The sequence below is a fragment of the Martelella lutilitoris genome (genome assembly GCF_016598595.1).
GTDB classification, from domain to species: Bacteria; Pseudomonadota; Alphaproteobacteria; order Rhizobiales; family Rhizobiaceae; genus Martelella; species Martelella lutilitoris_A.
Map to the genome: position 1 here is coordinate 2,331,343 of NZ_CP066786.1, position 24,968 is coordinate 2,356,310.

Sequence of the window (24,968 nt, forward strand, 5' to 3'; positions counted from 1 at the left end):
GAGCGCCGTGCGTCCATTCGGCCGCACAAAGGGCGCTCTATCGTGTTGAAACGACGCATCGTGCTTTCCGAAAACCGGTTCCGATTTTCGGGCCGATGCGCTAGCCGATCGGCTTCATTGTGCCCGTGAGCGGGATTTCCGGATGGTCCTTGTTCTCGACGATCTCGAGAACCGGACTGTCGCCGTCCATGTGCCACTGGCCGCCGACCAGCGGCGTCTTGGCGACATTGGGAACCGGACCCTTGGAGAAATCGATCGGACCGACGATGGAGTTGTAATTCGTCGCTGCGATCGCTCTCGCGATCGAGTCCGGATCGGAGATGTCCTCGGTGCGCTTCAGCGAATCGACGACGACCTCGAACAAAGCATGCTTGAAGCCGAGCGGCATGGTCCAGGGATTGCCGGTCGCCTCCTCATAGGCTTTGGCAAGCTCGGCCGAGGACTGGCCGGTGAAACCGGAGGAGAAGGGATGATAGGGCGACCACCAGACCTCCACGGAAAGACCGTCGGCGCGCTGGCCGAGACCGGCGACGGCCTGGGGAAACTCGGTGGCCTTGGCCACATTGACGACCTTCGGGGCAAAGCCCTGCTGGGCGGCCTGGGTCCAGAAACTGGTGAAGTCCGGCGGCACGACAACGCCGGTGACGATTTCGACGCCGGCATTCTTGAAGGCGGAAATCTGCGCCGAGAAATCGTCGGAACCAGACTGGAAGCGGCCGGGATCGACAAGCGAATAGCCGCGCTTTTCCATGACCGGCGGGAAGCCCACCATCTTGTCGCTCCAGCCGTTGCCGTCCGGATCGTTCGGCCACAGCGCGCCGACAACCTTGTTGGTCGGCACCTCGTCCCACATGTTGATGAAGGTCGAGATCACGTCCTCGAGGCCCCAGAAGAAGTGGTAGGTGTACTGGAAGCCAACCTTGGGATCGCCCTGCCGGCCGAAGAAATGCGGCTGCCAGGGCGTGTCATTGGTCACGCAGGGCACGCCGTTCAGTTCGGCCTGATCGGCCACCGGGTTGGTGGTGTCGGGCGTCGAGGCGGCGCAGAGAATGTCCACCTGGTCGCCGAAGATGAGGTCCTGGGCAACCGACGAGGCGCGGTTCGAGCTCGACTGGCTGTCCTTGACGATGATCTCGACGGGGTGCTTCGTGCCGTTGATCATCAACCCGTCGGCAAGCCCCCTGGAGAACTGCTCGATCGTGAAGCGATCCGGCTCGGCGAAGATGGCGAGCGGCCCCGTTTCCGGCGATACGAAGCCGATCTTGATCGTCTTCGGCGCCGCGATCGCCGGCATGGCGAGCCCGCCGGTCGCGGCGAGCGTTCCGGCCACGCCTGTGGTCTTGATGAATGTCCTGCGCGTGATGAATTTTCTGGACATGGGGTTTCCTCCTCCTGAACGTCCGATCCTGCATGAACCCGCTTTTCGGCACGGCTTCGCCCATCCCGCGCGCGCCGGGCGTGCGCGGATCAATCGAAACCGGCTCGGAAAAGGTGTTTCTTCAAATGCGGCCGGCGACCTCCCGCTCGCCGGCGCGCTCTTTTTTTTCGGGCGGACTGCTCCCCGTCGCCCGGAGGCTCCGGCTTGTTCTTGTCCGCGCTGCCCCGGCAAGGCCGGGTCCGTCCCCTCAGGCTGCTGTTTCGCCTGCCCCCCGTTCGGGGAATTTCTTCATCGTATTCTCGATGCCGCGCAGCGTGTTCGTCACGTCTGCCCAGAGATTGGGCCCGCTCTGGATCGCAACCGCGCCGATCCTGTTGTCCTGCCGCACCCAGATCTGCGCCGGCTCGAAATTGAGCGCCGGGGCCTCCGGCTCGCCGCTGTCGCGCGTGACATAGAGCCCGAAGGCTTCAGCAATCGCCGCGACATCCAGAGAATGGGCAAGCGGCAGGCGAATGAGCTGCATCTCCTCCTTCAGCCGCTCGGTCTCCGCCCGTCCGTCGGCCGATGCGGCGATGAGCCGAATGCCGCGAATGGCGAAATCGCCGATCCGGTCGTCAAGCTCCTTCAGTGCGTTGCGCGTCCACTTGCAGTGGCGGCCGCGATGAAAGGCGACGAAGGTGCCGCCTTCCGGCGCATCTGCGGCAAGATCGAACAGGCCGTGTGAAACGGTCTCGCACCGCAATGAGGGAGCCTCGATACCCGGAACAAGCCGCGCGACCATGGCCGGGCCTCACGCGGAAAGCTTCATCTCCGCAAGCCGCGCCTCGATTTCGGGAACGGTGCGGAAAATGTGGTCGGCGGTCAGCTTCTCGGCGCGTGCCGCGTCGCGGGCGATCACCGCCTCGAAGATCGCCTGGTGTTCGCCGCGCACGTCCCGCGGGATGCACCGTTTCTGCGCGAAAGAGATCTGCAGATAGCGGACCGAATGGCTGTAAAGCATGGACCGGCAGTTCAGGAGCCAGACATTGGTGCAGGCCGCCGTCATCGCGTCATGAAAGGCGCGGTTGCGCTTTTCCCAGTCACCGACCAGTTCATCCTCACGCCCCACGGCTTCGGTTTCGAGCTTTGCCAGGCGGTGATGGGCGGCGACGAAGGCGCTTTCCCAGTCGTCATCACCCGTCTCGATCGAATGGCGCACCGCGCGGGCCTCAAGCAGCGCGCGCATCTCGACGATCGACTTGAAATCCTCGATCGAGATCGTCGCGGCGCGAAAGCCGCGCTGACCCTCGGTGGTCACCAGGTTCTCGGCCAGGAGCCGCGACAGCGCCTCGCGCACGGTCGAAGAGCCGACGCCGAAGGTCGCGCGCAAATCCTCCACCCGCATCCGGCTTTCCGGCGGGATCTCACCGCACAGGATAGCCCGCCGCAACGCCTCATAGACGAGCTCGATCGTCGTCCGGCTGCCCGATGTGGCGCTGATTTCCTCGACCTTCTTCAGATGCGTCACGACCTCTCCAATCCATGCGGCATGCTTGTCTTCCGCAATGATTAACATATCAACCGTCAAAAACAACGATAAAATTATAAAATATCGTTTTTAAGTTTGATTATTCAAAAATATCGTTTTTCTGTTTGACAAACGAGATTGCCGGGCGCAGTCTCCGATCATCGGTTTCGACTGCGGGAGGAGAGATGACCGAGAGCAACGCCACGAAAGAACACGCGATCCGTATCGCCGGCCGCTCAAAGGTCTTTTCCTGCAGGGACGGCGAACCGGTTCTGTTTTCCATCGAACGGGCGACATCGTCGCATGAGCGTCCGCCGGTCAGGATCGGCTGCCGTCGCGGCGGCTGCGGCGCCTGCCGGGTTCGGGTCATCTCCGGAAGCTACGAAACCCTGAAAATGAGCCGTTATCACGTCTCCGAGCAGGAGCAGGAGGAAGGCTATGCCCTCTCCTGCCGGCTCATTGCCCGGAGCGATCTCGTGATTGAACCCGCCTATCGTCCGCCGCGTGCGCCGGACGAGACGCGAAACGAGAGACAACGGGAAGAAGTCTGAGAACAGGTAAGGAGGAACGCCAAAATGTCTCAGGAAGGTCTGCTGCGCCCGGGCATCGCCCAGTTGCGCGTTCTCGACATGGATGAGTCGATCACCCACTATGTAGATCGGCTCGGTCTCGAACTCGTCAGCAAGGAGGCCGACGGCCGCGTCTACCTGAAGGGGTATGACGAATTCCACCGTCATTCGGTGGTGCTGCGCGAAGCCGATCGCGCCGGCATCGATTACTTCGCCTTCAAGGCCGACAGCCAGGACAGCGTCGACAATTTCCGCCGCCGCATCGAGGAATGGGGCCTGGCCGTGGACGACGTGCCTGCCGGCGAACAGCCCGGCGTCGGTCCGCGCATCGGCTTCACCATCCCCTCCGGTCACCGCATCGAGCTCTTTGCCGACATGGAGCTCTCGGACGACGGCCCGGACACCCGCAACCCCTACACCTGGAAGACCGAACCGCGCGGCATGCGCGCTCAACGCATGGACCATTGCCTGCTCTACGGCCCGAATATCGACCAGGTCGAGGAATTCTTCACCAAGGTGCTCGACTTCCACCTGCCCGAGCGCGTCGACCTGCCCGACGGCACGCTGGCGATCTGGATGACGGTGTCAAACAAGGCGCACGACATTGCCTTCGTCAAGCATGACGAACCCGGCAAGCTGCACCACCTGGCCTTCTTCCTGGAAGACTGGAACGCGATCGGCAACGCCGCCGACATCATGACGCGCTACGACATGAGCCGCGACCTCGGCCCGACCCGCCACGGCATTACCCGCGGCCAGACGATCTATTTCTTCGATCCGTCCGGCAATCGCAACGAGGTCTTCTCCGGCGGCTACACCGCCTACAAGGACCACCCGACGCGCATCTGGGATCACAACAATGTCGGTCGCGGCATCTTCTACTACGAGCGCCAGCTCAACGAAGCCTTCCTGTCGGTCGTGACCTGATGGAGGTGACCCGCGCTTCGCTGCGGCTGACCGCCGCCGCCGCCCACAAGGCCGTGGGCGCGGCGGTGGAAAAGGCCATCGAACTCGGCGTCGCGGTCAATGCCTGCGTCGTCGATGCCGGCGGCAATCCCCTCGCCTTCCTGCGGGGAGACGACGCCTTCCTCCCGTCCGGCAAGATCGCCCGCGACAAGGCCTATACGGCGGCGGGCTTCAACGCGGCGACAGGCGCCTTTTACGAGGCGCTTGCGGGGGAGCCGGCGGTTCTCGCCGGCATCACCGGCCAGCCGGGCGTTGCCGCCTTTCCCGGCGGCCTGCCGATCCGGGCGGACGGCGAACTTATCGGCGGCATCGGCGTTTCCGGCGCTTCGGCCGAGGAAGACGAGATTTGCGCCCGGTCCGGGCTCCAGGCGATCGGCCTCTCGGAGCAGTAGAATTTACCAAGGGCTTGAAAAGCATAAAGGATCACGATCGTGCTCAAGATCAACCTGCGCGAGGCAATGCACTTCATCGACGGCGAATATACCGCGGGCAGCTCCGGCAAGACCTTCGACAACGTCTCGCCGGTGACCGGACGCAAGATCGGCATCGTGCATGAGGGATTGAGACCGGAAGTGGATGCAGCCGTTTCCGCCGCCCGGGCGGCGCTTTCCGGCCCCTGGGGCTATCTGCCGCTTGCCGAGCGCGCGGCCCTTCTGCACGCCGTGGCCGACGGCATCACCAGGCGTTTCGATGAGTTTCTCGAGGCCGAGATCCTCGACACCGGCAAGCCGAAAAACCTTGCCTCCCATGTCGACATTCCGCGCGGCGCGGCCAATTTCAAGGTCTTTGCCGACCTGGTGAAGAACGTCCCGACGGAAAGCTTCATGCTGGATACGCCGGATGGCGCCGGCGCGCTGAACTACGGCGTGCGCAAGCCCAAGGGCGTCATCGCCGTGATCTCGCCCTGGAACCTGCCGCTTCTTCTGATGACCTGGAAGGTCGGCCCTGCGCTGGCGAGCGGCAACACGGTCGTCGTCAAGCCGTCCGAGGAAACGCCGCTGACGGCGACGCTCCTCGGCGAGGTCATGAACGAGGCGGGCATTCCGAAGGGCGTCTTCAATGTCGTCCACGGCTTCGGGCCGGATTCGGCCGGCGCCTATCTCACCGAGCATCCGGGCGTCGACGCCATCACCTTTACCGGCGAGACCCGCACCGGCGAGGTCATCATGCGCTCGGCCGCCAAGGGCCTGCGCCAGGTCTCGATGGAATGCGGCGGCAAGAATGCCGGCATCGTCTTCGCCGACTGCGACATGGACAAGGCGATCGAGGGAACCATGCGTTCGGTCTTCGCCAATTGCGGCCAGGTCTGTCTCGGGACCGAGCGCCTCTATGTCGAACGGCCGATCTTCGATGAGTTCGTCGCGCGGCTGAAGAAAGAGGCCGAGGGCCTGAAGCTCGGCGCGCCCGACGAGGCCGGCACCAGTCTCGGCCCGCTGATCTCGCAGGAACACCGCGAAAAGGTGCTCTCCTATTTCGACCTTGCAAAGAAGGACGGCGCGACGGTCGTCACCGGCGGCGGCGTGCCCGACATGGGCGATGAGCTTTCCGGCGGCGCTTGGGTCGAGCCGACCATCTTCACCGGTCTGCCCGAGAGCGCCCGCGTCATCCGCGAGGAGATCTTCGGCCCGGTCTGTCATATCGCGCCCTTCGATACGGAAGAAGAGGCGATCCGCCTTGCCAATGACACCGAATACGGGCTCGCCAGCGCCGTCTGGACCGAGGATCTGAGCCGCGCCCACCGGGTCGGACGCAAGATCGAGGCCGGCATCGTCTGGGTCAATTCCTGGTTCCTGCGCGATCTCAGGACCGCCTTCGGCGGCTCCAAACAGTCGGGCATTGGCCGCGAGGGCGGCGTTCACGGCCTCGAGTTCTATTCGGAGCTGACGAATGTCTGCATCAAACTCTAGGACAACATCATGAGCAGCGAAGAAAACATCCAACAGGCCGCCGATCGGCTCTGGCAGGCCTGGCAGGCGGGCGAGACAACCGCGCCGATCCGCGACCTTCTCGATGAAGGCGATGTGGCGGCGGCCTATGCCGTGCAGGAGATCAACACCAGGCGCTGGCTTGGCGGCGAGGAACGCCAGCTCTCCGGCCGCAAGATCGGTCTGACCTCCAAGGCGGTGCAGAAGCAACTCGGCGTCGGCCAACCCGATTACGGCATGCTGTTTGCCGACATGGAGGTGATGGACGGCGAGGAGATCGCCTTCTCGCGCGTCATGCAGCCGAAGGTCGAGGCGGAGATCGCCTATGTGATCGCAGCGCCGCTCACCGGCGGCTTCATCACCATGGTCGATCTGATGGCCTCCATCGGCTACGTCGTGCCGGCGATCGAGGTGGTCGGCTCGCGCGTTGCCAACTGGGATATCCGCATCACCGACACCATCGCCGACAACGCCTCGTCGGGCCTCTACGTGCTCGGCCAGAGCCCGAAACGCGTCGGCGATTTCGACCAGCGCATGTGCGGCATGGTGATGTTCAGGAACAACCAGCCGGTCTCCGTCGGCGCGGGCGCGGCCTGCATGGGCTCGCCGCTCAACGCCGCCCTGTGGCTGGCGCGCACCATGGCGAAGGCCGGCCGCGCGCTCGGTCCCGGTGACGTCATTCTCTCCGGCGCGCTGGGCCCGATGCAGCCCGCCGCCCCCGGCGACGTGTTCGAGGCCCGCATCAACGGCCTTGGCTCGGTTCGCGCCGCATTTTCGAAGGATTGAGACGATGGAAAAGATCAAATGCGCCATCATCGGCTCCGGCAATATCGGAACCGACCTGATGATCAAGGTCATGCGCAAGTCGAAGACGCTGGAAATGGCCGCCATGGTCGGCATCGACCCGAAATCCGATGGGCTTGCGCGCGCCGCCCGCCTCGGCGTCGCGACCACGCATGAGGGCATTGACGGGCTGACGAAGCTCGACTGCTACGGCGACATCCGCATCGTCTTCGACGCAACCTCGGCCGGCGCCCACAAGCGCCATAACGAGGTGCTCCAGAGGGACGGCAAGCAGGTGGTCGACCTGACCCCGGCGGCGATCGGTCCCTACACGATCCCGGTCGTCAATCTCGACGCCAATCTGACCGAATCCAACGTCAACATGGTCACCTGCGGCGGCCAGGCGACGATCCCGATCGTTGCCGCCGTCAACCGGGTCAGTCCCGTGCGCTACGGCGAGATCGTCGCCTCGATCTCCTCGCGTTCGGCAGGTCCCGGCACCCGCGCCAATATCGACGAATTCACCGAGACGACAGCGGCGGCGATCGAGAAGGTCGGGGGCGCTGAACGCGGCAAGGCGATCATCATCCTCAACCCGGCCGAGCCGCCGATCATGATGCGCGACACGGTCTATTGCCTCTGCGACGAGGCCGACCAGGAGGCGATCCGCAAGTCGATCCACGACATGGTGGAGGACGTGCGCGCCTATGTCCCCGGCTACCGGCTGAAGCAGGCGGTGCAGTTCGAGCATATCGGCTCCAACGCGCCGCTGCATATTCCGGAAATGGGCGGGGAGTTCACCGGCCTCAAGGTTACGGTGTTTCTCGAGGTGGAGGGCGCTGCCCACTACCTGCCCGCCTATGCCGGCAATCTCGACATCATGACCTCGGCGGCATTGAAGACCGCCGAACGCCTCGCCGAAAAACGCAACTGGATCGCAAAGGCCGCCTGAGATGACCAAGCTCTACATACAGGACGTCACGCTGCGCGACGGCATGCACGCCGTGCGCCACCAGTATGATCTCGGCCATGTCCGCGCCATTGCCGAGGCGCTGGACGAGGCCGGCGTCGATGCCATCGAGGTCGCCCATGGCGACGGGCTGACGGGCTCGACCTTCAATTACGGTTTCGGCAAATGCACCGACGAGGCCTGGATCTCCGAGGCCGCCAAGGTGGTGAAGAAGGCGAAGCTGACGACGCTGCTTCTGCCCGGCATCGGCACGATCCACGACCTGAAGCGGGCACGCGACATGGGCGTCGCCTCCGTGCGCGTTGCCACCCACTGCACCGAGGCCGACGTCTCCGCCCAGCACATCGCCGCGGCAAAGGAAATGGGCATGGACGTCTCCGGCTTTTTGATGATGAGCCATATGAACACGCCGGAAAAGCTCGCCGAACAGGCAAAGCTGATGGAAAGCTACGGCGCGGACTGCGTCTACGTCACCGATTCCGGCGGCAGGCTCACCATGAAGGACGTCGCCGCCCGTTTCGAGGCCTATAACGCCGTTCTGAAGCCTGAGACCCAGCGCGGCGCGCATATGCACGAAAACCTGTCGCTGTCAGTCGCCAACTCGGTTACCGCCGTCGAGCACGGCGCATACCGCGTCGACGCCTCGCTTGCCGGCATGGGCGCCGGCGCCGGCAATACGCCGATCGAGGCCTTCATCGCCGTTGCCAATCTCTACGGCTTCGAACATGGCTGCGACCTGTTCAAGCTGCAGGATGCGGCCGAGGAACTGGTGCGCCCGCTGCAGGACCGGCCGGTCCGGGTCGACCGTGAAACCATGACGCTCGGCTATGGCGGCGTCTACTCGTCCTTCCTGCGCCACGCGGAACGGGCGGCCGAAGCCTACGGGCTCGACACGCGCGATATTCTCGTCGAGGTGGGCCGGCGCGGCATGGTCGGCGGCCAGGAGGACATGATTGTCGATGTCGCCCTCGACATGATCAAGGAAAAGGAGCTGGCGATATGACCGATATCAGCGCAATTGCGGAGATTGTCGACCGGGCAGCGATGACGGCGACGGAAATCCCCCAGTTTTCCGACACGGCGGCGCTTTCGATGGACGAGGCCTATGCCGCCCAGGCGCTGTCGCTGCAGCGGCGTTATGCCCGCGGCGAGAAGCGCGTCGGCATCAAGATGGGTCTGACCTCGCGCGTCAAGATGGTGCAGGTCGGCGTCTCCGACGTGATCTGGGGACGCCTCACCGATGCGATGCGCGAGGAGGAAGGCGGAACCGTCTCGCTTGCGAAATACGTTCATCCGCGCGTCGAGCCGGAGATCGCCTTTTTGATGAAGAAGCCGCTTTCGGGCAAGGTCTCGGCGCTAGAGGCAATGGAGGCGGTCGCCGCCATCGCGCCGGCGCTGGAGATCATCGACAGCCGCTATAAGGCCTTCAAGTTCGATATCGGCGATGTGATCGCCGACAATTCGTCCTCCTCCGGTTTTGTCATCGGCCAGTGGTCGGATGCGTCGACCGATATCGCCAATCTCGGCATGGTTCTTTCGATCAACGGCGAACCGCGCGAGATCGGCTCGTCGGCCGCCATTCTCGGCCATCCGGTCCGCTCGCTCGTCGCCGCCGCGCGCATGGTCGCGGCTGCCGGCGAGGAGCTGAAGGCGGGCGACATCGTGCTTGCCGGCGGCGCGACGGCCGCCATTCCGATGGTTGCCGGACAGGCCGTGACGCTTGAGGTCGAGCGGCTCGGCACCGTCGCCTTCAACGTGGGAGAGTGACATGCCTTTCGTCGATGTGACCATGATCGAGGGCCGCAGCAATGCGGTGAAGGAAAAGCTGATCGAAAAACTGACCGAGGCGGTTGTCGAGACCACCGGCGTGCCGATCGAGAGCGTGCGCGTGGTCCTGCGCGAAGTGCCGGGCCACCACTGGGGCATCGCGGGCAAGCCGAAATTTCCCGCCCCCGACGCTGGATCATGACCGAGGGGTTCGTCGAACCGGGCGAGGAAGGCCCGGTCACGGTTCAGGTCTCGCGCCGGGTGCGCCCCGGCCGCGAGGCCGATTACGAGGCCTGGCTGCACGGCATCGTCGAGGCGGCAAAGGACTTTCCCGGCCATATGGGCGTCAACATCCTGAAACCCTCCGGCAAGACCGGCGGGGGCTACGTGCTGATCTACCGCTTCGACAGTTTCGCCCATTGCGAGGCCTGGGAAAACTCCTCGGCCCGCGCGGGCTACGTCGCCCTTCTGGGCGACCTGGTCGAGGGCGAGACCGAGCGCCGCCGCGTCACCGGGCTTGAGGCCTGGTTCGAACTGCCGGAACTGCCGGTGACGAAGCCCGCCCCGCGCTGGAAGATGTCGATCGTCCTCGTCGCGGTCGTCTTCGTGCTCGTCTATCCGCTGCAGCTGATCGTGCCGCCGCTCGTTCCGGACTGGCCGCACTGGGCGAAGACGCTCACGATTGCCATCATCCAGGTGCTGGCCATGACCTATGTCGTGATGCCGCGGGTGACGAGGGCGCTGAAATCCTGGCTGTTTGCCGGCTGACCGCGGTCTCCGGCGGCCGTCAGCGCGACGCCGGGGCTGGCCTGCGGCGGGCGCGCAGGAGAGACGAGGTGTAAATCGCCAGCGCCGCCCAGATCAGTGCAAAGGCGAGGAGCTTGACCGGCTGCAGCGGCTCGCGGAAGACCAGAACTGCGATCAGGAAGATCATGCTCGGCGCGATATACTGCATGATGCCGATGGTCGAGAGCTTCAGCAGTTTTGCCGCATTCGCATAGATCATCAGCGGAATGGCGGTCGCCGCTCCGCAGCCGATCAGAAGCAGCGCATCGGGGAGCGAACCAAGGAAATGGCCGTTGCCGGTCGCCTCCAGCCATATGATATAGCCTGCTGCCGGCAGGCTCATGATCAGCGCCTCAAGGGTGAAGCCCGGATTGCCGCCGATCGGCACGATCTTGTGCAGGAAGGCATACATGCCGAAGGAAAACGGCAGCAGCAGCGCGACAACCGGAATGCTGCCGATTTCCACCGCCATGATGACCACGGCAATCACGGCGAGCGCAATCGCCATGAGCTGCGTCCTAGAAAGCTGCTCGCGCAGGATCACAGCAGCCAGGGCAATGGAGAAGAGCGGATTGATGAAATAGCCGAGCGCCGCATCCACCGTGTGCGCATTCGATACGGCCCAGATATAGGTGCCCCAGTTGATGCAGATGAAGACGCTGCAGAGCGCGACGACGGCGATGGTCTTCGGCTGGCGGCAGGCCGCAGCGATCTCGCCGCCCTGCCCCGCATAGCCGACGACGACGCCGGCGAAGGGCACCGACCAGATGATGCGGTGCGCAAGCACCTCCAGGGGCGGCAGGTGCGCCACCAGCTTGAGATAGAGCGGCAGGAAGCCCCACATCATGAAGACGACGAGCGCCAGAACGAAGCCCTTGGGCGTATCGCCGTCGGCGGCCGTCTTCACCGGCGCGGTCACGATCGTATCAGTCTCATTGGCCGCCATGGCGCATTCCCATCGGTTGATCAAATGCAGATATCGACGATCGGCGCCGCGCGCCACCCGTTTCTGGTGAAGCATTCATCAGTAAAGGTGATGGATGACGGCACGCGGTCACGCGCTATTCCGCCGCGACCCGGCCGGCAAGGGCGCGGTTCTTCATCAGCTTGAAGGTGATGGAATCCATCAGCGCCTGGAAGGACGCATCGATGATGTTTTCCGAAACGCCCACCGTCCACCAGCGCACGCCGTCATCATCGATGCTCTCGATCAGAACGCGGGTGATGGCCTCCGTGCCGCCGTTGAGAATACGCACCTTGTAATCGGCAAGCTTGAGGTCGGCGATCTCCGACTGGAACTTGCCGAGATCCTTGCGGAAGGCCCTGTCGAGCGCGTTGACCGGGCCATCGCCTTCGGAAACCGACATCATCTGCCGCCCGTCGATCTCCAGCTTGACCACCGCCTCCGACACGGTCTTGACGCGGCCGTGGCTGTCATAGCGGCGTTCGACCATGACGCGAAAACTCTCGACGTGAAAGAAATGCGGCACGCTGCCGAGTTCGCGCAGCGCCAGAAGCTCGAAGCTCGCATCCGCGCCCTCATAGGCATAGCCCATGGATTCGCGCTCCTTGACGATCGCGATCAGCTTGTCGAGACGCGGATCGTTCCTGGCGACCGTGATGCCGCGGCGCTTCAGTTCATTGATGAAGTTGGACTTGCCGCCCTGGTCGGAGACCATCACCCTGCGGGTGTTGCCGACCCTTTCCGGATCGACGTGCTCATAGGTGCGCGGGTCCTTCAAAAGCGCCGAGGCATGGATGCCGGCCTTGGTGGCAAAGGCGGATGCGCCGACATAGGGCAGCTGCGGGTCCGGCGCGCGGTTCAGCAGTTCGTCAAAGCCGTGGGACAGCGCGGTCAATTCGGCAAGCTGCTCTTCGTTAAGGCCCAACACATAGCGTTCGGCGTAGCGCTGCTTCAACGAAAGCGTTGCCGCCAGCGTGATGATATTGGCATTGCCGCAGCGCTCGCCGATGCCGTTCAGCGTGCCCTGAACCTGGCGCACGCCCGCCCTGACGGCGACAAGCGAATTGGCGACCGCCTGGCCCGTATCGTTGTGCGCATGGATGCCGAGCGACGTCCCCGGAATGCCGCTTGCGATCACATCGGCGATGATTTCGGCGATCTCGTCCGGTTGCGTGCCGCCATTGGTGTCACACAGCACGACCCAGCGCGCGCCGGCGTCATAGGCGGCCTTCGCACAGGCAAGCGCATAGGACCGGTTTGCCTTGTAGCCATCGAAGAAATGCTCGCAATCGACCATCGCCTCCTTGCCCGAGGCCGCGACGGCGGCCACGCTCTCGGCGATGCAGGCAAGGTTTTCGTCATTGGTGATGCCGAGCGCCACGTCCACATGATAGTCCCAGCTTTTCGCCACCAGACAGACGGCGTCGCTGTTGGAGGCGATCAGCGCGGCAAGCCCCGGATCGTTCGAGGCCGACACGCCGGCGCGCTTGGTCATGCCGAAGGCGGTCATCTTCGCGGATCTCGTGCGCCGCGCGGCGAAGAAGGCCGTATCCGTCGGGTTCGCGCCCGGATAGCCGCCCTCGACATAGTCGATGCCGGCCTGGTCCAGCATGTCGGCAATGGCGATCTTGTCCTCCACCGAGAAGTCGATGCCCGGCGTCTGCTGGCCGTCGCGCAATGTGGTGTCGAACAGATAGATTCGCTCGCGCTTTTCCATGTCGTGGGTCTCCATCCCATTTGATCGGCCGTTTTCGGCCTTGTTATCCGGCATCCGCTTCATTTACAGGCGGCCATTGTTCGGTGTCGTGGTCGGGGTGCTGGCGGTTGCTGGCGGCCACACCTTCGGTTCCGCCGGGAAGGTCCGAGCGGTCCGTGCCGCGTTCGGGAAGACCGGGCAGATCTCGGAAAAAGGTGACACGGCCTTCCACGCCATCCTGCGTGGCTGGAACCACCGCGGCGGGATCATCAAGACTGCCCAGGGTCACCGATATATGATCGCCCCCCTCCGTCATGAAGAACAGCGGCGTGCCGCAGTTTTCGCAAAAGCCGCGTTTGACGAATTCAGAGGAAAAGAACCATCGCGGCGCGCCGCGCGTCAGCGAAAACGCGCCGTTTTCCGCGCTTGCCAGCGGCATGAAGTAATTGCCGGCCGCCTTCTGGCACATGCGGCAATGACAAAGATGCGGCGTCGCCAGCGCACCCTCGACCCGGTAGCGCACGGCGCCGCACTGACAACCGCCGGAGAAGCTGGGTTTCGTCATGACTCATGCTCCCCGATGGTTCTGCGAATATGGGTGCAAACGGCGTCGATATCGCGCAGCACATCGTCGTTCCAGAAGCGGAGCACGGTCCAGCCTTGCGCGGCGAGGCGCGTGGTGCGTTCTGCGTCTTCAGCGAGCCTTTCGCCATGCTGCGAGCCGTCGACTTTGATGATCAGCTTGTGACCGGGACAGGCGAAATCGGCAATGTAGCGATCAATCGGCATCGGGCGGCGAAACTGCAGCCCCTCCAACCGTCCCGCGCGCAATTCATCCCAAAGCTTCAGCTCTGCCTCGGTCATGTCGCTGCGCATGCGTCTCGCGTTGGAGCGCAAACGTCGTGAGACGCTGTAATGCGGCATAGAATACCCCCCTCTGTCGCTTCGCGACATCTCCCCCTCAAGGGGGGAGATTGATGGGAGCAAGAGGCCGGCGACGGTGCTCACCGCTTGACCTCCCATGTGGTTTCGCGCTCGCCGGTTTCCTTGTTCTTGGAGTCCTTCAGCTGGATGCCCTGAGATGCCAGTTCATCGCGGATGCGGTCGGCCTCGGCCCAGTTTTTTTCGCGGATGAAGGCGAGACGCTGGGTGATCTTTTCGTCAATTAGCCTAGTCTGATCTTCACTAAGCTGATTGGCTTCCACCGAAAAGCCAAGCAAACGCAAAGATTGGCGGAACTGAATTAACCTATGCTCATGTTCTGGGTCTGCATGTGACGACGAGTTGCTCAATACGTTAATTTGTTCATGCAGGGATTTAATCGCGGCATGTGTATTAAGGTCATCGCGAAGGGCATCCAGCACACCTGGGTGAGGTGCCTGAGTATTGTGAATGGATTGGTACCCCACTTCCTGATCTTTGAAAGCCCACTTTCTAAACTTCCAGAGGGTGCGCCTAGCTTCGAGTAGTTTTTCTGTCGAAAAATCGATCGGCTCGCGATAGTGGGTCATCAGCATCGCAAGGCGCAGCACCTCGCCCGGCCATTTGCGGCCGCCGAAGTTTTCCGTTTCCAGCAGTTCGTGGATGGTGAAGAAGTTGCCGTCGGACTTCGACATCTTCCGGCCTTCGACCTGCACGAAGCCGTTATGCATCCAGACATTGGCCATCACGTGATTGCCGTGGGCCGAGCAGGATTGCGCGATCTCGTTTTCGTGGTGGGGGAAGATCAGGTCAAGGCCGCCGCCGTGAATGTCGAAGGTCTCGCCGAGATGCTTCTCCGACATCACCGAGCATTCGATATGCCAGCCGGGGCGGCCGTTGATGGTTTCGGCCTTCCCGTCAAAGGTAAAACGCCCGTCCCAGCCGGGCTCGTCGGCCGCACTTTCCTTCCACAGCACGAAATCCGCCGGGCTCTTCTTGTGGCTTTCGACGGCGATGCGGGCGCCGGCCTGCTGGTCTTCCAGATTGCGCCGTGACAAACGCCCATAGTCGGGCATGGACGGCACATCGAACAGCACTTCCCTGCCCTCGGCGCCCTGCGCGAGATAGGCGTTGCCCTTGTCGATGAGCGTCTGGATCATCGCCACCATGCCGTCGATATGCTCGGTCGCGCGCGGCTCCACGGTGGGCTCCAGCACGCCGAGCGCGGCGACGTCCTTGTGGAACTGGTCGGCGGTCTTTTCGGTCACGCGGCGGATCGCCTCGTTCAGCCGCAGGTCCGGGTAGTCCTGCTTTGCCCGCGCGTTGATCTTGTCGTCGACGTCGGTGATGTTGCGCACATAGGTGACGTGGTCCTCGCCATAGAGATGGCGCAGCAGACGGAACAGCACGTCGAAGACGATCACCGGTCGCGCATTGCCGATATGGGCAAAGTCATAGACCGTCGGCCCGCACACATACATGCGCACATTGTCGGGATCGATCGGCCGGAATTCGGCCTTCTCGCGCGTCAGTGTGTTGTAGAGCTTCAGGGCGTCGCCCATGTCCAGTCTCCCGAAATCCAGTCTTGATGCACGCACAGGCCGGCGGCCCGGCCGGGTCGTCTGTCAGAGAATGGATTTCAGGACAAGAACGGCCGGCCAGCGAGACGCTAGCGAATAATCGTGCAGATAATGCAAAGGGCCGTGTTCATGGCAGACCTTATGCCCCGCGCGCGCCAAGGCGTCAAGAGCCGACCCTTGATTCGTTGGGCGATCAGCTCAAACCCTTTCACCTGAAATATAAGTAATAAATATAAATGTAATAATGTATAAAAACGAGACACATAAAATAAAACTAATACATAATATAGTATTGACTATTTACAGTTATCTTTTCCTTAACCATTATAATATTGAATTTATACTTGAGATAATTCACGAGGGCGCAAACCATGATCAGATCAATCAGTATTATTGCACTTGTGGCGGTTTCCGCAGTGCCGGCATTGGCAGCGGATATCGTCACCCCGCCACCGTCCCTGCCGCCGGTCGCTCCGCCTCCCGCCGTCTTTGACTGGACGGGCTTTTATGTCGGCGCTCTGGCCGGGTATCACTGGACGGACGCAGACCCGCACACCTTTCGCGTCGTCCAGGACCATATCAGGATCGACAACTGGCTGGGCGGCGGCTTTGTCGGCGCCAACTACCAGTTCGAGAACAATCTCGTCGTCGGCATCGAAGGCGAATTTGACTATCTCGCCGGCTCGGGCAACGAGAACCTCCAGGTGGTGATTTCCAACAAGGTCGAGACGGCCGAGGGAAAGCTGGATCTCGGCTGGTCGGGCTCGCTGCGCGGTCGTTTCGGCTATGCCTATGAAAACACGATGCTGTTCGGCACAGCAGGCGGCGAGCTGGCAAGCGGGCGCGGCACGGGCAGTTTCAACGGACAATCGATCGACACCGGCACCCGGACGGTCAAGGCGTGGACGGTCGGCGCCGGCATCGAACACGCGTTCACCGATAATTTCTTCGCCCGCGCCGAATATCGCTATTCCTATTATCCGAAAATCAGCCACGACTTCAGCTGGGACAAGGACTTCAGCATCGAGGCGAGCCGGAACAAATTTCAGGTCGGACTGGGCTACAAGTTCTGACCGGAGTGCGATCGCACTGTACAAAGGCCGGCGTCTGCTAGCGCATCGGCCCGAAAATCGGAATCGATTTTCGGAAAGCACGATGCGTAGATTCAATAGGTTAGAGCGTCCTTTGTGCGTCCGAATGGACGCACGGCGCTCTAGTCGCCGATGACGACCGTCATGTTGTCCAGTCCGACGGACTGGGCCAGGCTGAAGAGTAGTGCCGCATTGTCCGGATGAAGCCGCACGCAGCCATGCGAGGCGCGTGAGCCGAGACGCGACAGCTGATCGGTCCCGTGAACCGCGTAACCGTGATAGAAGAAGATGGCATAGGGCATCGGCGCATTGTTGTATTTGCGCGAGCGGTGGTTCTTCGACAGCCATTCCGCGCCATAGACGCCCGCGGGCGTCGCATAGCTTCCCGCGCCCGTCGACACCGGCCAGACATAGCGCTCATAGCCGCCGACAATCACCTTCATCGTCTGCGTGCTGAGGCTGACGGCAGCGACAACCTTGCCAGGCTCGAAAATGTCATCGCCGGACTTGCGGGCCGCGTTGGCCGCGGACGTTGTCGCGAGCAAAACGAACAGACCGACAAGAAAAGAACGCATAACATCCCCCGGATACACATAACCCCTTGAAGTCAAGTTATGCGCACCGGGGAATTCATTCAACGCGTTACTGCCAACAAGGTAAACAATTCAGACTTGACGCGCGCGTTACTGGGATCAGGGCGCAAGCGTGGCCGCCACCAGATCGACGACCTTCTTCGCCTCGATCGTCATGGCGACCTGCTGTTCCGGCTTGCCGTCCCACGCGCTCGGCGGGAAGAACGGGCCGGCCGGCTTCTGCAGCGTCAGGCCGTCGGCGATGCCGCCGCAGACGACGCGCACGGTTCCTGCCCTAAGACCGAAGAGCTCCGGCGCGACGACATAGACGCAGGCGCAGCTGTCATGCACGACCATGCCGTCGTCCACCTGCTGGCTGTAGAAGTCGATATAGGGGTCGGAGATCTTCGCGAGCAGTTCGACCGCCGGGCCGCCGCGCAGCGCCAGATCCTTCATCGTCGTGCGGGTCATCACCGTCTGGATCGTCACGTCGAGACCGATGATCACCACTTTCCACGGCGCGGTGAAGACCGCGTCGGCGGCTTCCGGGTCGCCGTGGATATTGGCTTCTGCCGCCGGCGTCACATTGCCGTTGCGCTCAAACGCGCCGCCCATGACGACCACCTGTTTGACGAGGCCGGCGATCTCCGGATCACGGGCCAGCGCCAGCGCCAGATTGGTCATGCGCCCGACGGCGACGATTTCCACCTCGCCCGGATTTTCCCTGACGGTGTCGATGATGAACTGATAGGCCGGGCGCGGGTCGAGCGGCACATCGTCGACCGTCTCGGGCATTTCGATGTCGCCGAGGCCATTCACGCCGTGCACGACCACGGGCCAGGGCGCCATCGGGCGGGCCGGATCATAGGTCTCGTCCGCGCCGCGCGCGACCGGGGCCGAAATGCCGAACTCACGCTTCAGGAACTGCGCGTTGCGGGTGGTGGTGTCGGCGGACGCATTGCCGAAAACCGACGTGATGCCGAGAAGCGCGATATCGGGGTGACGCTCGAGGAACAGCAATGCCATGGCATCGTCAATGCCCGGGTCCGTGTCGAAAATAACCTTGTGCATGAAAACGAATCCTGCTTCTTGAAAGATCGTAAACCGGCTGAAGCGCCGCCCGTGAAACGACCTACACGATCCGGGCGCAAAAGGAAACGATGTCCGCCCGCGCCTGCCCTCTCACGGAGCCCGCCCCGTTTGTTCGAAGCAAGTCTTGACCTGTTGCTCATCCTTTTTGCGGCGGCCTTTGTCGCCGGCTTCGTCGATTCCATTGCCGGCGGCGCGGGCCTGATCACCATTCCGGTCATGCTGATCGCCGGCATCCCGCCGCTTCAGACACTCGGCACCAACAAGCTGCAGGGCATTTTCGGCGCGGCCTCGGCGACGATCTCCTATGCCCGCGGCGGAAGGGTGGATCCGAGAACGCAATGGCCGATGGCGCTTCTCGCCTTCGGCGGCGGCGCGCTCGGCGCGGCGCTGGCAACCGTGATCTCGGGCGATATTCTTCTGGCGGTCCTGCCCTTCCTGCTCGCCGGCATCGGGCTCTATTTCGCGCTGCGCAGCGGACTGGACGATACCGACCGGCAGCAGCGCCTCGCAGTGCCCGTCTTCGCCGGGCTCGTGGTTCCGGCAATCGGCTTTTATGACGGGCTGTTCGGGCCCGGCACCGGTTCCTTCTTCATGATCGCTTTCGTCACGCTTGGCGGGCTTGGCATGCTGAAGGCGACGGCGCGCACCAAGATGCTCAATCTCTCATCCAATCTCGGCGCCTTTGCCGTCTTTCTCGCCGGCGGGGCGATCCTGTGGAAGATCGGCCTTGTCATGGGGGTCGGCCAGTTTCTCGGGGCCCAGACCGGCTCCAGACTGGCAATGAAGCGCGGCGCCAAGATCATCCGGCCGCTACTGGCAGTCTCCAGCCTCGCCATGGCCACCAAGGTGTTTCTCGACGAACAGAACCCTGTGTATCAGTGGCTCATGATGTAGGTTTCATCGTCATCGGTAAGCCTGCCGCCATGAAGATCACCGTGTCGGCCGCGGCCGCAACCTTCTGGTTCAGGAGGCCAGCCTCGTCGCGAAACTTTCTGGCGAGCGCATTGTCGGGCACGATCCCGAGACCGACCTCGTTTGCGACAAGGAAGAGCGGATAGGGACAATCGGCGACGAAACCGGCAAGCCCGTCGCCTGCCCTGCCGATATCCATGTCGCGGAGGATGAGGTTGGTGGCCCACAGCGTCAGGCAATCGACCAGAACCACCGGGCGTTCGGTACGGACGAGGCCCTCAAGGCAGGCGACCAGATCAAGCGGCGCCTCATGCGTCTGCCAGCCTTCCCCGCGCGCGGCCTTGTGGCGAGCGATGCGGGCTTCCATTTCCGCATCAAGCGCCTCGGCCGTCGCGACATAATGGAGATTGCCGGCCGCCTGGCGCGCCAGTTTTTCGCCATGGGACGATTTGCCAGATCGCGCGCCGCCGAGAATGAGGCAGGTTTTCCGACCCATCGCTTGCATCCGCAACGCCTCGTCCTGCTTGCCGCTAGAAAGGAAGATGCGCCGGAAAACGGTTCGGACATGAAAGCGGACGATTCGTAGAACAAAGAGGCGTCCGCGCTGTTGATCATGTCCGGCGCGCGTCGTCGAAGACCACCCTCGATCGACCGCAAACCATCAACCGGCGCATTATTGATATAGCGTCGCAGCGGCCTTTTCACAAGGCGCTCGCAAAACGATCTCAGAGAGCTGCGGCGACCTTGTCGGCCACATCCTCCGGCAGCCAGGCCTTCCAGACCTCGGGATAGGTTTCGAGGAAATAACGGGCGCCGGCCTCATTGTCTGCGTCGTTCGCGCTCATGAAGGCCAGAACCTCGCTGACGGTGCCGTTGCTCCAGGAACGGTTGTTGAAATAGTCCATCAGGTCTTCGTGCTCAGTCACGAAAGCGCCGGAGACCAGGGTGTATACGGCTGATACGGGATAGGCGTTAAGCTTCGGATCGGCACAATCGGCAACGATCGTGCACCGGTCCCATTCCTGCTTGCTGAATTCGACGCCGAAGCTGAGCTTCACCATGTCATATTCACCGAGAAGCGCCGTCGGCGCCCAGTAGTAGCCAAGCCAGCCCTGCTGCGCCTCGAAGGCACGCGCGACGGAGGCATCGAGCGCTGCGCCCGACTGGGCCTCCGCCAGTTCAAACCCCTTGTCCGCGCCATCAAGCGCGCGAAAGAGATTGGCGGTCGAAACCCGGCACGCCCACCCCGCCGGACAGCTGAACACGGCGGGCTTGTCGCTGCCCTCGGCCGCGATGAACAGCTCTGGATGGCTGAGCGCCTGCTGAACGGTCGTGATTTCCGGATGCGCGTCGACGATGAATTTCGGGACCCACCAGCCCTGGACGCCGCCCTCGCTCAGAAGCGGCGCGCCGAAGGCGACGCGCTTTTCGGCGACGGCATGGTCAAGCGCCGGCGTCGCGCTCTCGAACCAGAATTCGGGAATGATCTCCGGCTCCCCGGTGACGATGATGCTGGCCACGGCGCTTCCGGTATCGCCGGGCACCATGTTCACCATGCAGTCAAATCCCTTTTCCAGGATCAGCCGGTCCACCCAGGCGGCAAGCCCCGCCGACGACCAGTCGAGCTCGGCGATCGAAACCGCGCCGCAGCTTTCCCGCGCGTCCGCTCCTTCGGCAAGCAGAGCAAGGGCGCCAAAAAGAATGGAGGCGGTGGCGATGTGCGCATTCATGGCTGTTGGTCCATCCCCTCTCCGAGATTTCCGCCGTCCCCCGACCGGGCTGACCGCTGAAACCGGATCGAAATCGATTTTTGTCAAGAGTAGTGTCCGAAGGCTCAAATGACAAACACGGGCTTCGGCTTTTTTTGTGGCAGAGGGCGGAAAAGAATGCGTCTGCGCTAACCAAGCAGTAAGGTTCTGGCGCTAGAAAAAGGCGGCGGACGGTTGCGCGGCGACAAAGCCCCGACCTTTTTGAAGTTTCTGCGTGATCGGGGTGCCGTTAAAGGTACTGCGTATGCAGCCGCCGCGCGTTTTCTCCCGCCTCTCCTGCGGCATCAGGAAACGATCGTCAGCCTTTCGGCCGCGCGCGTGATCGCGGTGTAGAGCCAACGCTCTCGCGTATCCCGGAAGGCCCAGCTTTCATCGAACAGCACGACATTGTTCCACTGCGAGCCCTGCGCCTTGTGGACCGTCAGCGCGTAGCCATAGTCGAAGTCGTCATATCGTTTCTTGGTGGACCAGGGGATTTCCGTCTCGCTGTCCTCAAAGGCCGCCTTCAGGAGCTTGATCCTTGCCGCGCCGCGATCGGGATCGTCCTCTTCCGGGTTTACCAGAAGATTTATGCCCGGCTTCACCGTTTCCTTGGAGGCGGACATCACCTTCCACAGAGAGCCGTTGAGCAGCCCCTTGGCCGGGTCATTGCGCAGGCAGACCAGCTTGTCGCCGGCCTGCGGATAGACCTGCGAAAACCCCTTGAGCTCGCGAAGGCGCTGATTGTAGCGCCGACGCGTGCGATTGGTGCCGACGAGAACCTGATCGGCATCAAGCACCAGATCCTGGGTGACGTCGCGCTTGGTGATCACCTTCGCCTGGCCGTAATCGCCGAGCGGGATTTCATCACCCTCGCGCACCCGCATAGCCAGATCGATAATCGGGTTGTCGCGCGCCTGGCGGTGGATCTCGGTCAAGAGATAATCGGGCTCGTGATTGGTGAAATAGCCGCCGCCGGAGACGGGCGGCAACTGCCCGGGATCGCCGAGCACCAGAACCGGCGTGCCAAAACTGACGAGATCCTGACCGAGTTTTTCGTCGACCATCGAACATTCGTCGATGATGATCAGAGCCGCCTTGGCGAGCGGGCTCTGCCGGTTGATCGAGAACATTGGCGCCACCGAGGTCTTTCCGGTCTCCTCGTCCTCGATCATCTCCTCGCCCTTGGGCCGGTAGATCAGCGAATGGATGGTGCGCGCGTTGCTGGCCCCGCGCGAACGCAGCACCTGTGCGGCCTTGCCGGTGAAGGCGGCAAACAGCACCTCGCCGTCGACATGTTCGGCAAAATAGCGCGCAAGCGTGGTCTTGCCGGTTCCGGCAAAGCCGAACAACCGGAACACCGGCGACCGGCCTTCCTTCAGCCAGCGCGAAACAGCCTTGAGCGCCTCATCCTGTTGCGGTGAAAACTCCATGGCCGTGACTTGGCAGGATTCGCCGCGGCGGGGCAACAAAAAAACTTGCCCCCTCTTGGAATAAAACAGGGGGCCGACGTGTCTATGGGGTGAACGCGTCATTTCGAACCCCGACGCGATGAACCGAAACGGACTGAAAGACATGATCAGGAAAGCATCCATTCTTGCCGCCGCCGCGCTGATTGCCGTGGCCGGCGCCGCCTTTGCCGGCACCACCACCTTCCGCACCGTCGACACCTATGACGGTCAGGTTTTGGCCGCGCAGAACGGTCACACGCTCTACACCTATGACAAGGACGCAAGGGACGTATCCGCCTGCTACGGTAGCTGCGCGACCGATTGGCCGCCATATATCGCCAACCCAACCGCGCAACCTTTTGCAAATTTCTCGTTTGTGGTGCGCAAGGATGGGCAGAAACAGTGGGCTCTGAATGGCGAACCTCTCTATTTGCGGGCAAATGACAAGAAGCCCGGCGACGTTACCGGCGCAAACGTCAGCAATCTCTGGCAGGTCGCGCGCCCGGCCTGACCCCAAACCGGCGCGGCGACGCGATGCCGCCGCGCCCGAACGCCTGTTCGAAACGGAGCTGCGGCGCTGCCTTCCGCAACTCGGCCGCATGGCGCAGAGCCTGGCCGGCTCCGGCGAAGATGGCGCGGACCTGCTGCAGGACACGATCGAACGCGCGCTCTCCCACAGGGCGCAATGGCATGGCGACAATCTCGCCGGATGGCTCTATGCGATCATGGTGCATATCAACGCCAACCACTTCCGCCACCGCAACACGCTGTCCTTCGTCGAAATCGATGCGGCCGAGGAATTGCCGGACGACCATGCCGACGAAGATGTCGAAATCGACCGGCTGAGACTTGCCGATGCGCTCGACGCTTTGCCGCCGGCTGCCCGCGATATCGTCGTGATGTGCGACCTTGAAGGGCTCACCTATGTGGAAATCGCAGAACGCCTGAACGTGCCGGCAGGCACGGTCATGTCGCGCCTGTCACGCGCGCGCCATCGCCTTGCGGCCCACTTTGCAGGAGGTGAAGCCTCACCGCAGCATCGGCCAGAGGCTTGCCACCAGCACCAGAGCCATGACGATATTGAACCATTTGAGCCGATCGCCGTAGGAAAGCCAATGCCTGAGCCCCGAGCCGAAGCCGGCCCAGAGCGAAATGCTGGGGATCGTGATCAGCCCGAACACGACCGCGACGATCGCGACGGAGCGGGCATAATCGGCGGGATCGGTAAAGACGGACATGGCCGTCAGCGCCATGATCCAGCCCTTCGGGTTGACCCACTGGAAACCGACCGCCTGAATGAAGGTGAGCGGCCTGCCGGTCGTCGCCTCGCCGGAAGCCATCTTCCGCGTCGTGCCGATTTTCCAGGCAATCCAGAGAAGATAGAGAGCGCCGGCAACCTTCGCGAAAACAAGGATGGGCGGAAAGGCGGTGATGACAGCACCCAGACCGGCGCCCACGCCGGCCATCAGAATGGCGAAACCCGCAACGACGCCGGATATGTGCGGCAGCGTCCGCAAAAAGCCGAAATTCACCGTCGAGGCGAAGACCATCATATTGTTCGGGCCTGGCGTGATCGATGCCGCAAGCGCGAAGCCGAGCAATGCCAGAAGCGTGTCATGCGTCATCGCCATGCCCTTCTTGTCTCAAGCACATGCCGCAGCGGCGGACCCTGATCCGGCAGGACCGGGGCGAGCATCTCCTCGCCCCTTTGTCCTCACATGCCCTGCGGACCGCGGTTCATCGAGGCCGGACCCGTGCGGCAGATCTCGACAAGGCCGAGCGGTCGCATGATCGAGATGAACTGATCGACCTTGGAGACTTTGCCCGTCAGTTCGAACAGGAAATGTTCGACCGAGGCATCCACCACCTTGGCTTCAAACGCATCGGCAAGCCGCAGCGCTTCCTGACGCTGGTCGCCATTGCCGACAACCTTGACCAGCGCCACCTCGCGCTCGACCGGCGGGGCAATGCCCAGTTCGCGGGCGCGCACCGAAAGATCGACCACCTTGTGCACAGGCACCTGCCGGTCGAGCTGCGCCTTGATCTGCTCCAGCACGTCGGGCGTGCCCTTGGTGACGATGGTGATGCGCGACAGATGCGCCTCGTGCTCGGTCTCCGAAACCGTCAGGCTTTCGATATTGTAGCCGCGACCGGAGAAGAGGCCGATGACGCGGGCAAGGACGCCCGGCTCGTTGGCGACGACCACGGACAGCGTGTGGCGCTCCGGCGGCGCGGTGGGGCTCGAGATGAAATAGGCTGAACCGGTCGGCTGTAGTTTGGCGTTCATTGT

General features: G+C 62.7%; 28 protein-coding genes and 1 pseudogene. 14 read left to right on the forward strand and 15 right to left on the reverse strand.

The window, feature by feature from the left end; all coding sequences use genetic code 11:
* Positions 1 to 100 precede the first annotated feature (100 nt).
* The 3 genes from JET14_RS11020 to JET14_RS11030 all read right to left on the reverse strand — a co-directional run bounded on the left by JET14_RS11020 (position 101) and on the right by JET14_RS11030 (position 2,885).
* The gene (locus tag JET14_RS11020) at positions 101 to 1,378 is read right to left on the reverse strand and encodes an ABC transporter substrate-binding protein (protein WP_200333527.1); all 1,278 of its coding nucleotides are present in this window, start codon (positions 1,376 to 1,378) and stop codon (positions 101 to 103) included.
* Positions 1,379 to 1,625: 247 nt separating this feature from the next.
* On the reverse strand, positions 1,626 to 2,159 hold the full coding sequence (locus JET14_RS11025) for a redoxin domain-containing protein (protein ID WP_200333528.1): 534 nt from the start codon (positions 2,157 to 2,159) through the stop codon (positions 1,626 to 1,628).
* A 9-nt stretch (positions 2,160 to 2,168) separates the two neighbouring features.
* Positions 2,169 to 2,885, reverse strand: a complete 717-nt coding sequence (locus JET14_RS11030) for a GntR family transcriptional regulator (RefSeq protein ID WP_161633052.1) — start codon at positions 2,883 to 2,885, stop codon at positions 2,169 to 2,171.
* 185 nt (positions 2,886 to 3,070) lie between these two features.
* Between JET14_RS11030 and JET14_RS11035 the strand changes: the two genes are divergently transcribed.
* The 10 genes from JET14_RS11035 (at position 3,071) to JET14_RS11080 (ending at position 10,633) form a co-directional block, all read left to right on the forward strand.
* Positions 3,071 to 3,436, forward strand: a complete 366-nt coding sequence (locus tag JET14_RS11035) for a 2Fe-2S iron-sulfur cluster binding domain-containing protein (RefSeq protein ID WP_200333529.1) — start codon at positions 3,071 to 3,073, stop codon at positions 3,434 to 3,436.
* A 24-nt stretch (positions 3,437 to 3,460) separates the two neighbouring features.
* Positions 3,461 to 4,381 carry a catechol 2,3-dioxygenase gene (locus tag JET14_RS11040; RefSeq protein WP_200333530.1) on the forward strand — a complete coding sequence of 307 codons (921 nt, stop codon included), beginning with the start codon at positions 3,461 to 3,463 and terminating at the stop codon, positions 4,379 to 4,381.
* Positions 4,381 to 4,812, forward strand: coding sequence for a GlcG/HbpS family heme-binding protein (locus tag JET14_RS11045; protein ID WP_200333531.1), 432 nt, complete (start codon positions 4,381 to 4,383; stop codon positions 4,810 to 4,812). Before JET14_RS11040 ends, JET14_RS11045 begins: the two co-directional genes overlap by 1 nt.
* Before the next feature lie 66 nt (positions 4,813 to 4,878).
* The gene (locus JET14_RS11050; protein WP_200338069.1) at positions 4,879 to 6,327 is read left to right on the forward strand and encodes a 2-hydroxymuconic semialdehyde dehydrogenase; all 1,449 of its coding nucleotides are present in this window, start codon (positions 4,879 to 4,881) and stop codon (positions 6,325 to 6,327) included.
* Between the two features lie 9 nt (positions 6,328 to 6,336).
* On the forward strand, positions 6,337 to 7,131 hold the full coding sequence (locus tag JET14_RS11055; protein WP_200333537.1) for a 2-keto-4-pentenoate hydratase: 795 nt from the start codon (positions 6,337 to 6,339) through the stop codon (positions 7,129 to 7,131).
* A 4-nt stretch (positions 7,132 to 7,135) separates the two neighbouring features.
* Complete coding sequence (locus JET14_RS11060; RefSeq protein ID WP_200333539.1) at positions 7,136 to 8,080, forward strand: acetaldehyde dehydrogenase (acetylating); 945 nt, start codon at positions 7,136 to 7,138, stop codon at positions 8,078 to 8,080.
* A 1-nt stretch (position 8,081) separates the two neighbouring features.
* Entirely contained in the window at positions 8,082 to 9,101 is a 1,020-nt protein-coding gene (gene dmpG, locus JET14_RS11065; protein ID WP_200333541.1) for a 4-hydroxy-2-oxovalerate aldolase, read from the forward strand.
* Positions 9,098 to 9,865, forward strand: a complete 768-nt coding sequence (locus JET14_RS11070) for a 2-keto-4-pentenoate hydratase (RefSeq protein ID WP_200333543.1) — start codon at positions 9,098 to 9,100, stop codon at positions 9,863 to 9,865. The genes dmpG and JET14_RS11070 overlap by 4 nt, the downstream gene beginning before the upstream one ends.
* 1 nt (position 9,866) lies before the next feature.
* Complete coding sequence (locus tag JET14_RS11075) at positions 9,867 to 10,067, forward strand: 2-hydroxymuconate tautomerase (protein WP_024709392.1); 201 nt, start codon at positions 9,867 to 9,869, stop codon at positions 10,065 to 10,067.
* Positions 10,064 to 10,633 carry an antibiotic biosynthesis monooxygenase gene (locus JET14_RS11080; RefSeq protein ID WP_200333545.1) on the forward strand — a complete coding sequence of 190 codons (570 nt, stop codon included), beginning with the start codon at positions 10,064 to 10,066 and terminating at the stop codon, positions 10,631 to 10,633. Before JET14_RS11075 ends, JET14_RS11080 begins: the two co-directional genes overlap by 4 nt.
* A 19-nt stretch (positions 10,634 to 10,652) precedes the next feature.
* Here the strand turns inward: JET14_RS11080 and rarD are convergent, their stop codons facing one another.
* The 5 genes from rarD to cysS all read right to left on the reverse strand — a co-directional run bounded on the left by rarD (position 10,653) and on the right by cysS (position 15,794).
* Positions 10,653 to 11,597: an EamA family transporter RarD gene (rarD, locus tag JET14_RS11085; protein WP_200333547.1), complete on the reverse strand. Its 945-nt coding sequence runs from the start codon at positions 11,595 to 11,597 to the stop codon at positions 10,653 to 10,655.
* Positions 11,598 to 11,712: 115 nt separating this feature from the next.
* On the reverse strand, positions 11,713 to 13,332 hold the full coding sequence (gene cimA, locus JET14_RS11090; protein ID WP_200333549.1) for a citramalate synthase: 1,620 nt from the start codon (positions 13,330 to 13,332) through the stop codon (positions 11,713 to 11,715).
* Positions 13,333 to 13,375: 43 nt separating this feature from the next.
* Entirely contained in the window at positions 13,376 to 13,876 is a 501-nt protein-coding gene (locus JET14_RS11095) for a GFA family protein (RefSeq protein ID WP_200333551.1), read from the reverse strand.
* A complete protein-coding gene (locus JET14_RS11100) occupies positions 13,873 to 14,235 on the reverse strand; it encodes an endonuclease domain-containing protein (RefSeq protein ID WP_200333553.1) in 363 nt (120 codons plus the stop codon). The genes JET14_RS11095 and JET14_RS11100 overlap by 4 nt, the downstream gene beginning before the upstream one ends.
* A gap of 80 nt (positions 14,236 to 14,315) precedes the next feature.
* Positions 14,316 to 15,794 carry a cysteine--tRNA ligase gene (gene cysS / locus JET14_RS11105; RefSeq protein ID WP_200333555.1) on the reverse strand — a complete coding sequence of 493 codons (1,479 nt, stop codon included), beginning with the start codon at positions 15,792 to 15,794 and terminating at the stop codon, positions 14,316 to 14,318.
* Positions 15,795 to 16,183: 389 nt separating this feature from the next.
* On the opposite strand from cysS, the gene JET14_RS11110 reads away from it, so the two are divergent.
* The gene (locus tag JET14_RS11110; RefSeq protein WP_200333557.1) at positions 16,184 to 16,885 is read left to right on the forward strand and encodes an outer membrane protein; all 702 of its coding nucleotides are present in this window, start codon (positions 16,184 to 16,186) and stop codon (positions 16,883 to 16,885) included.
* Positions 16,886 to 17,025: 140 nt separating this feature from the next.
* Here the strand turns inward: JET14_RS11110 and JET14_RS11115 are convergent, their stop codons facing one another.
* Both JET14_RS11115 and JET14_RS11120 read right to left on the reverse strand, forming a co-directional pair.
* Positions 17,026 to 17,478, reverse strand: a complete 453-nt coding sequence (locus JET14_RS11115; protein ID WP_081725849.1) for a L,D-transpeptidase — start codon at positions 17,476 to 17,478, stop codon at positions 17,026 to 17,028.
* Between the two features lie 117 nt (positions 17,479 to 17,595).
* On the reverse strand, positions 17,596 to 18,546 hold the full coding sequence (locus JET14_RS11120) for a nucleoside hydrolase (protein WP_200333559.1): 951 nt from the start codon (positions 18,544 to 18,546) through the stop codon (positions 17,596 to 17,598).
* 129 nt (positions 18,547 to 18,675) lie between these two features.
* On the opposite strand from JET14_RS11120, the gene JET14_RS11125 reads away from it, so the two are divergent.
* A complete protein-coding gene (locus JET14_RS11125) occupies positions 18,676 to 19,461 on the forward strand; it encodes a TSUP family transporter (RefSeq protein ID WP_246750289.1) in 786 nt (261 codons plus the stop codon).
* Here the strand turns inward: JET14_RS11125 and cobU are convergent.
* From cobU to JET14_RS11140, 3 genes are all read right to left on the reverse strand, one after another.
* Complete coding sequence (gene cobU, locus JET14_RS11130) at positions 19,451 to 19,975, reverse strand: bifunctional adenosylcobinamide kinase/adenosylcobinamide-phosphate guanylyltransferase (protein ID WP_348648066.1); 525 nt, start codon at positions 19,973 to 19,975, stop codon at positions 19,451 to 19,453. The genes JET14_RS11125 and cobU overlap by 11 nt on opposite strands.
* Positions 19,976 to 20,204: 229 nt before the next feature.
* Positions 20,205 to 21,209 carry a glycine betaine ABC transporter substrate-binding protein gene (locus tag JET14_RS11135; protein WP_200333565.1) on the reverse strand — a complete coding sequence of 335 codons (1,005 nt, stop codon included), beginning with the start codon at positions 21,207 to 21,209 and terminating at the stop codon, positions 20,205 to 20,207.
* A 323-nt stretch (positions 21,210 to 21,532) separates the two neighbouring features.
* The gene (locus JET14_RS11140) at positions 21,533 to 22,660 is read right to left on the reverse strand and encodes an ATP-dependent DNA helicase (protein ID WP_200333567.1); all 1,128 of its coding nucleotides are present in this window, start codon (positions 22,658 to 22,660) and stop codon (positions 21,533 to 21,535) included.
* Between the two features lie 142 nt (positions 22,661 to 22,802).
* On the opposite strand from JET14_RS11140, the gene JET14_RS11145 reads away from it, so the two are divergent.
* Complete coding sequence (locus JET14_RS11145; RefSeq protein ID WP_200333569.1) at positions 22,803 to 23,189, forward strand: COG4315 family predicted lipoprotein; 387 nt, start codon at positions 22,803 to 22,805, stop codon at positions 23,187 to 23,189.
* Between the two features lie 88 nt (positions 23,190 to 23,277).
* Positions 23,278 to 23,667, forward strand: a pseudogene (locus JET14_RS23060) (RNA polymerase sigma factor); the annotation flags it as partial.
* A 39-nt stretch (positions 23,668 to 23,706) separates the two neighbouring features.
* Here the strand turns inward: JET14_RS23060 and JET14_RS11155 are convergent.
* Together JET14_RS11155 and ilvN are read right to left on the reverse strand one after the other, a co-directional pair.
* Positions 23,707 to 24,303 carry a LysE family translocator gene (locus JET14_RS11155; RefSeq protein ID WP_200338070.1) on the reverse strand — a complete coding sequence of 199 codons (597 nt, stop codon included), beginning with the start codon at positions 24,301 to 24,303 and terminating at the stop codon, positions 23,707 to 23,709.
* Positions 24,304 to 24,392: 89 nt separating this feature from the next.
* Positions 24,393 to 24,965 (reverse strand): acetolactate synthase small subunit, encoded by a 573-nt coding sequence (gene ilvN, locus JET14_RS11160; RefSeq protein ID WP_200333573.1) that lies wholly within the window; start codon positions 24,963 to 24,965, stop codon positions 24,393 to 24,395.
* Between the last annotated feature and the right edge of the window lie 3 nt (positions 24,966 to 24,968).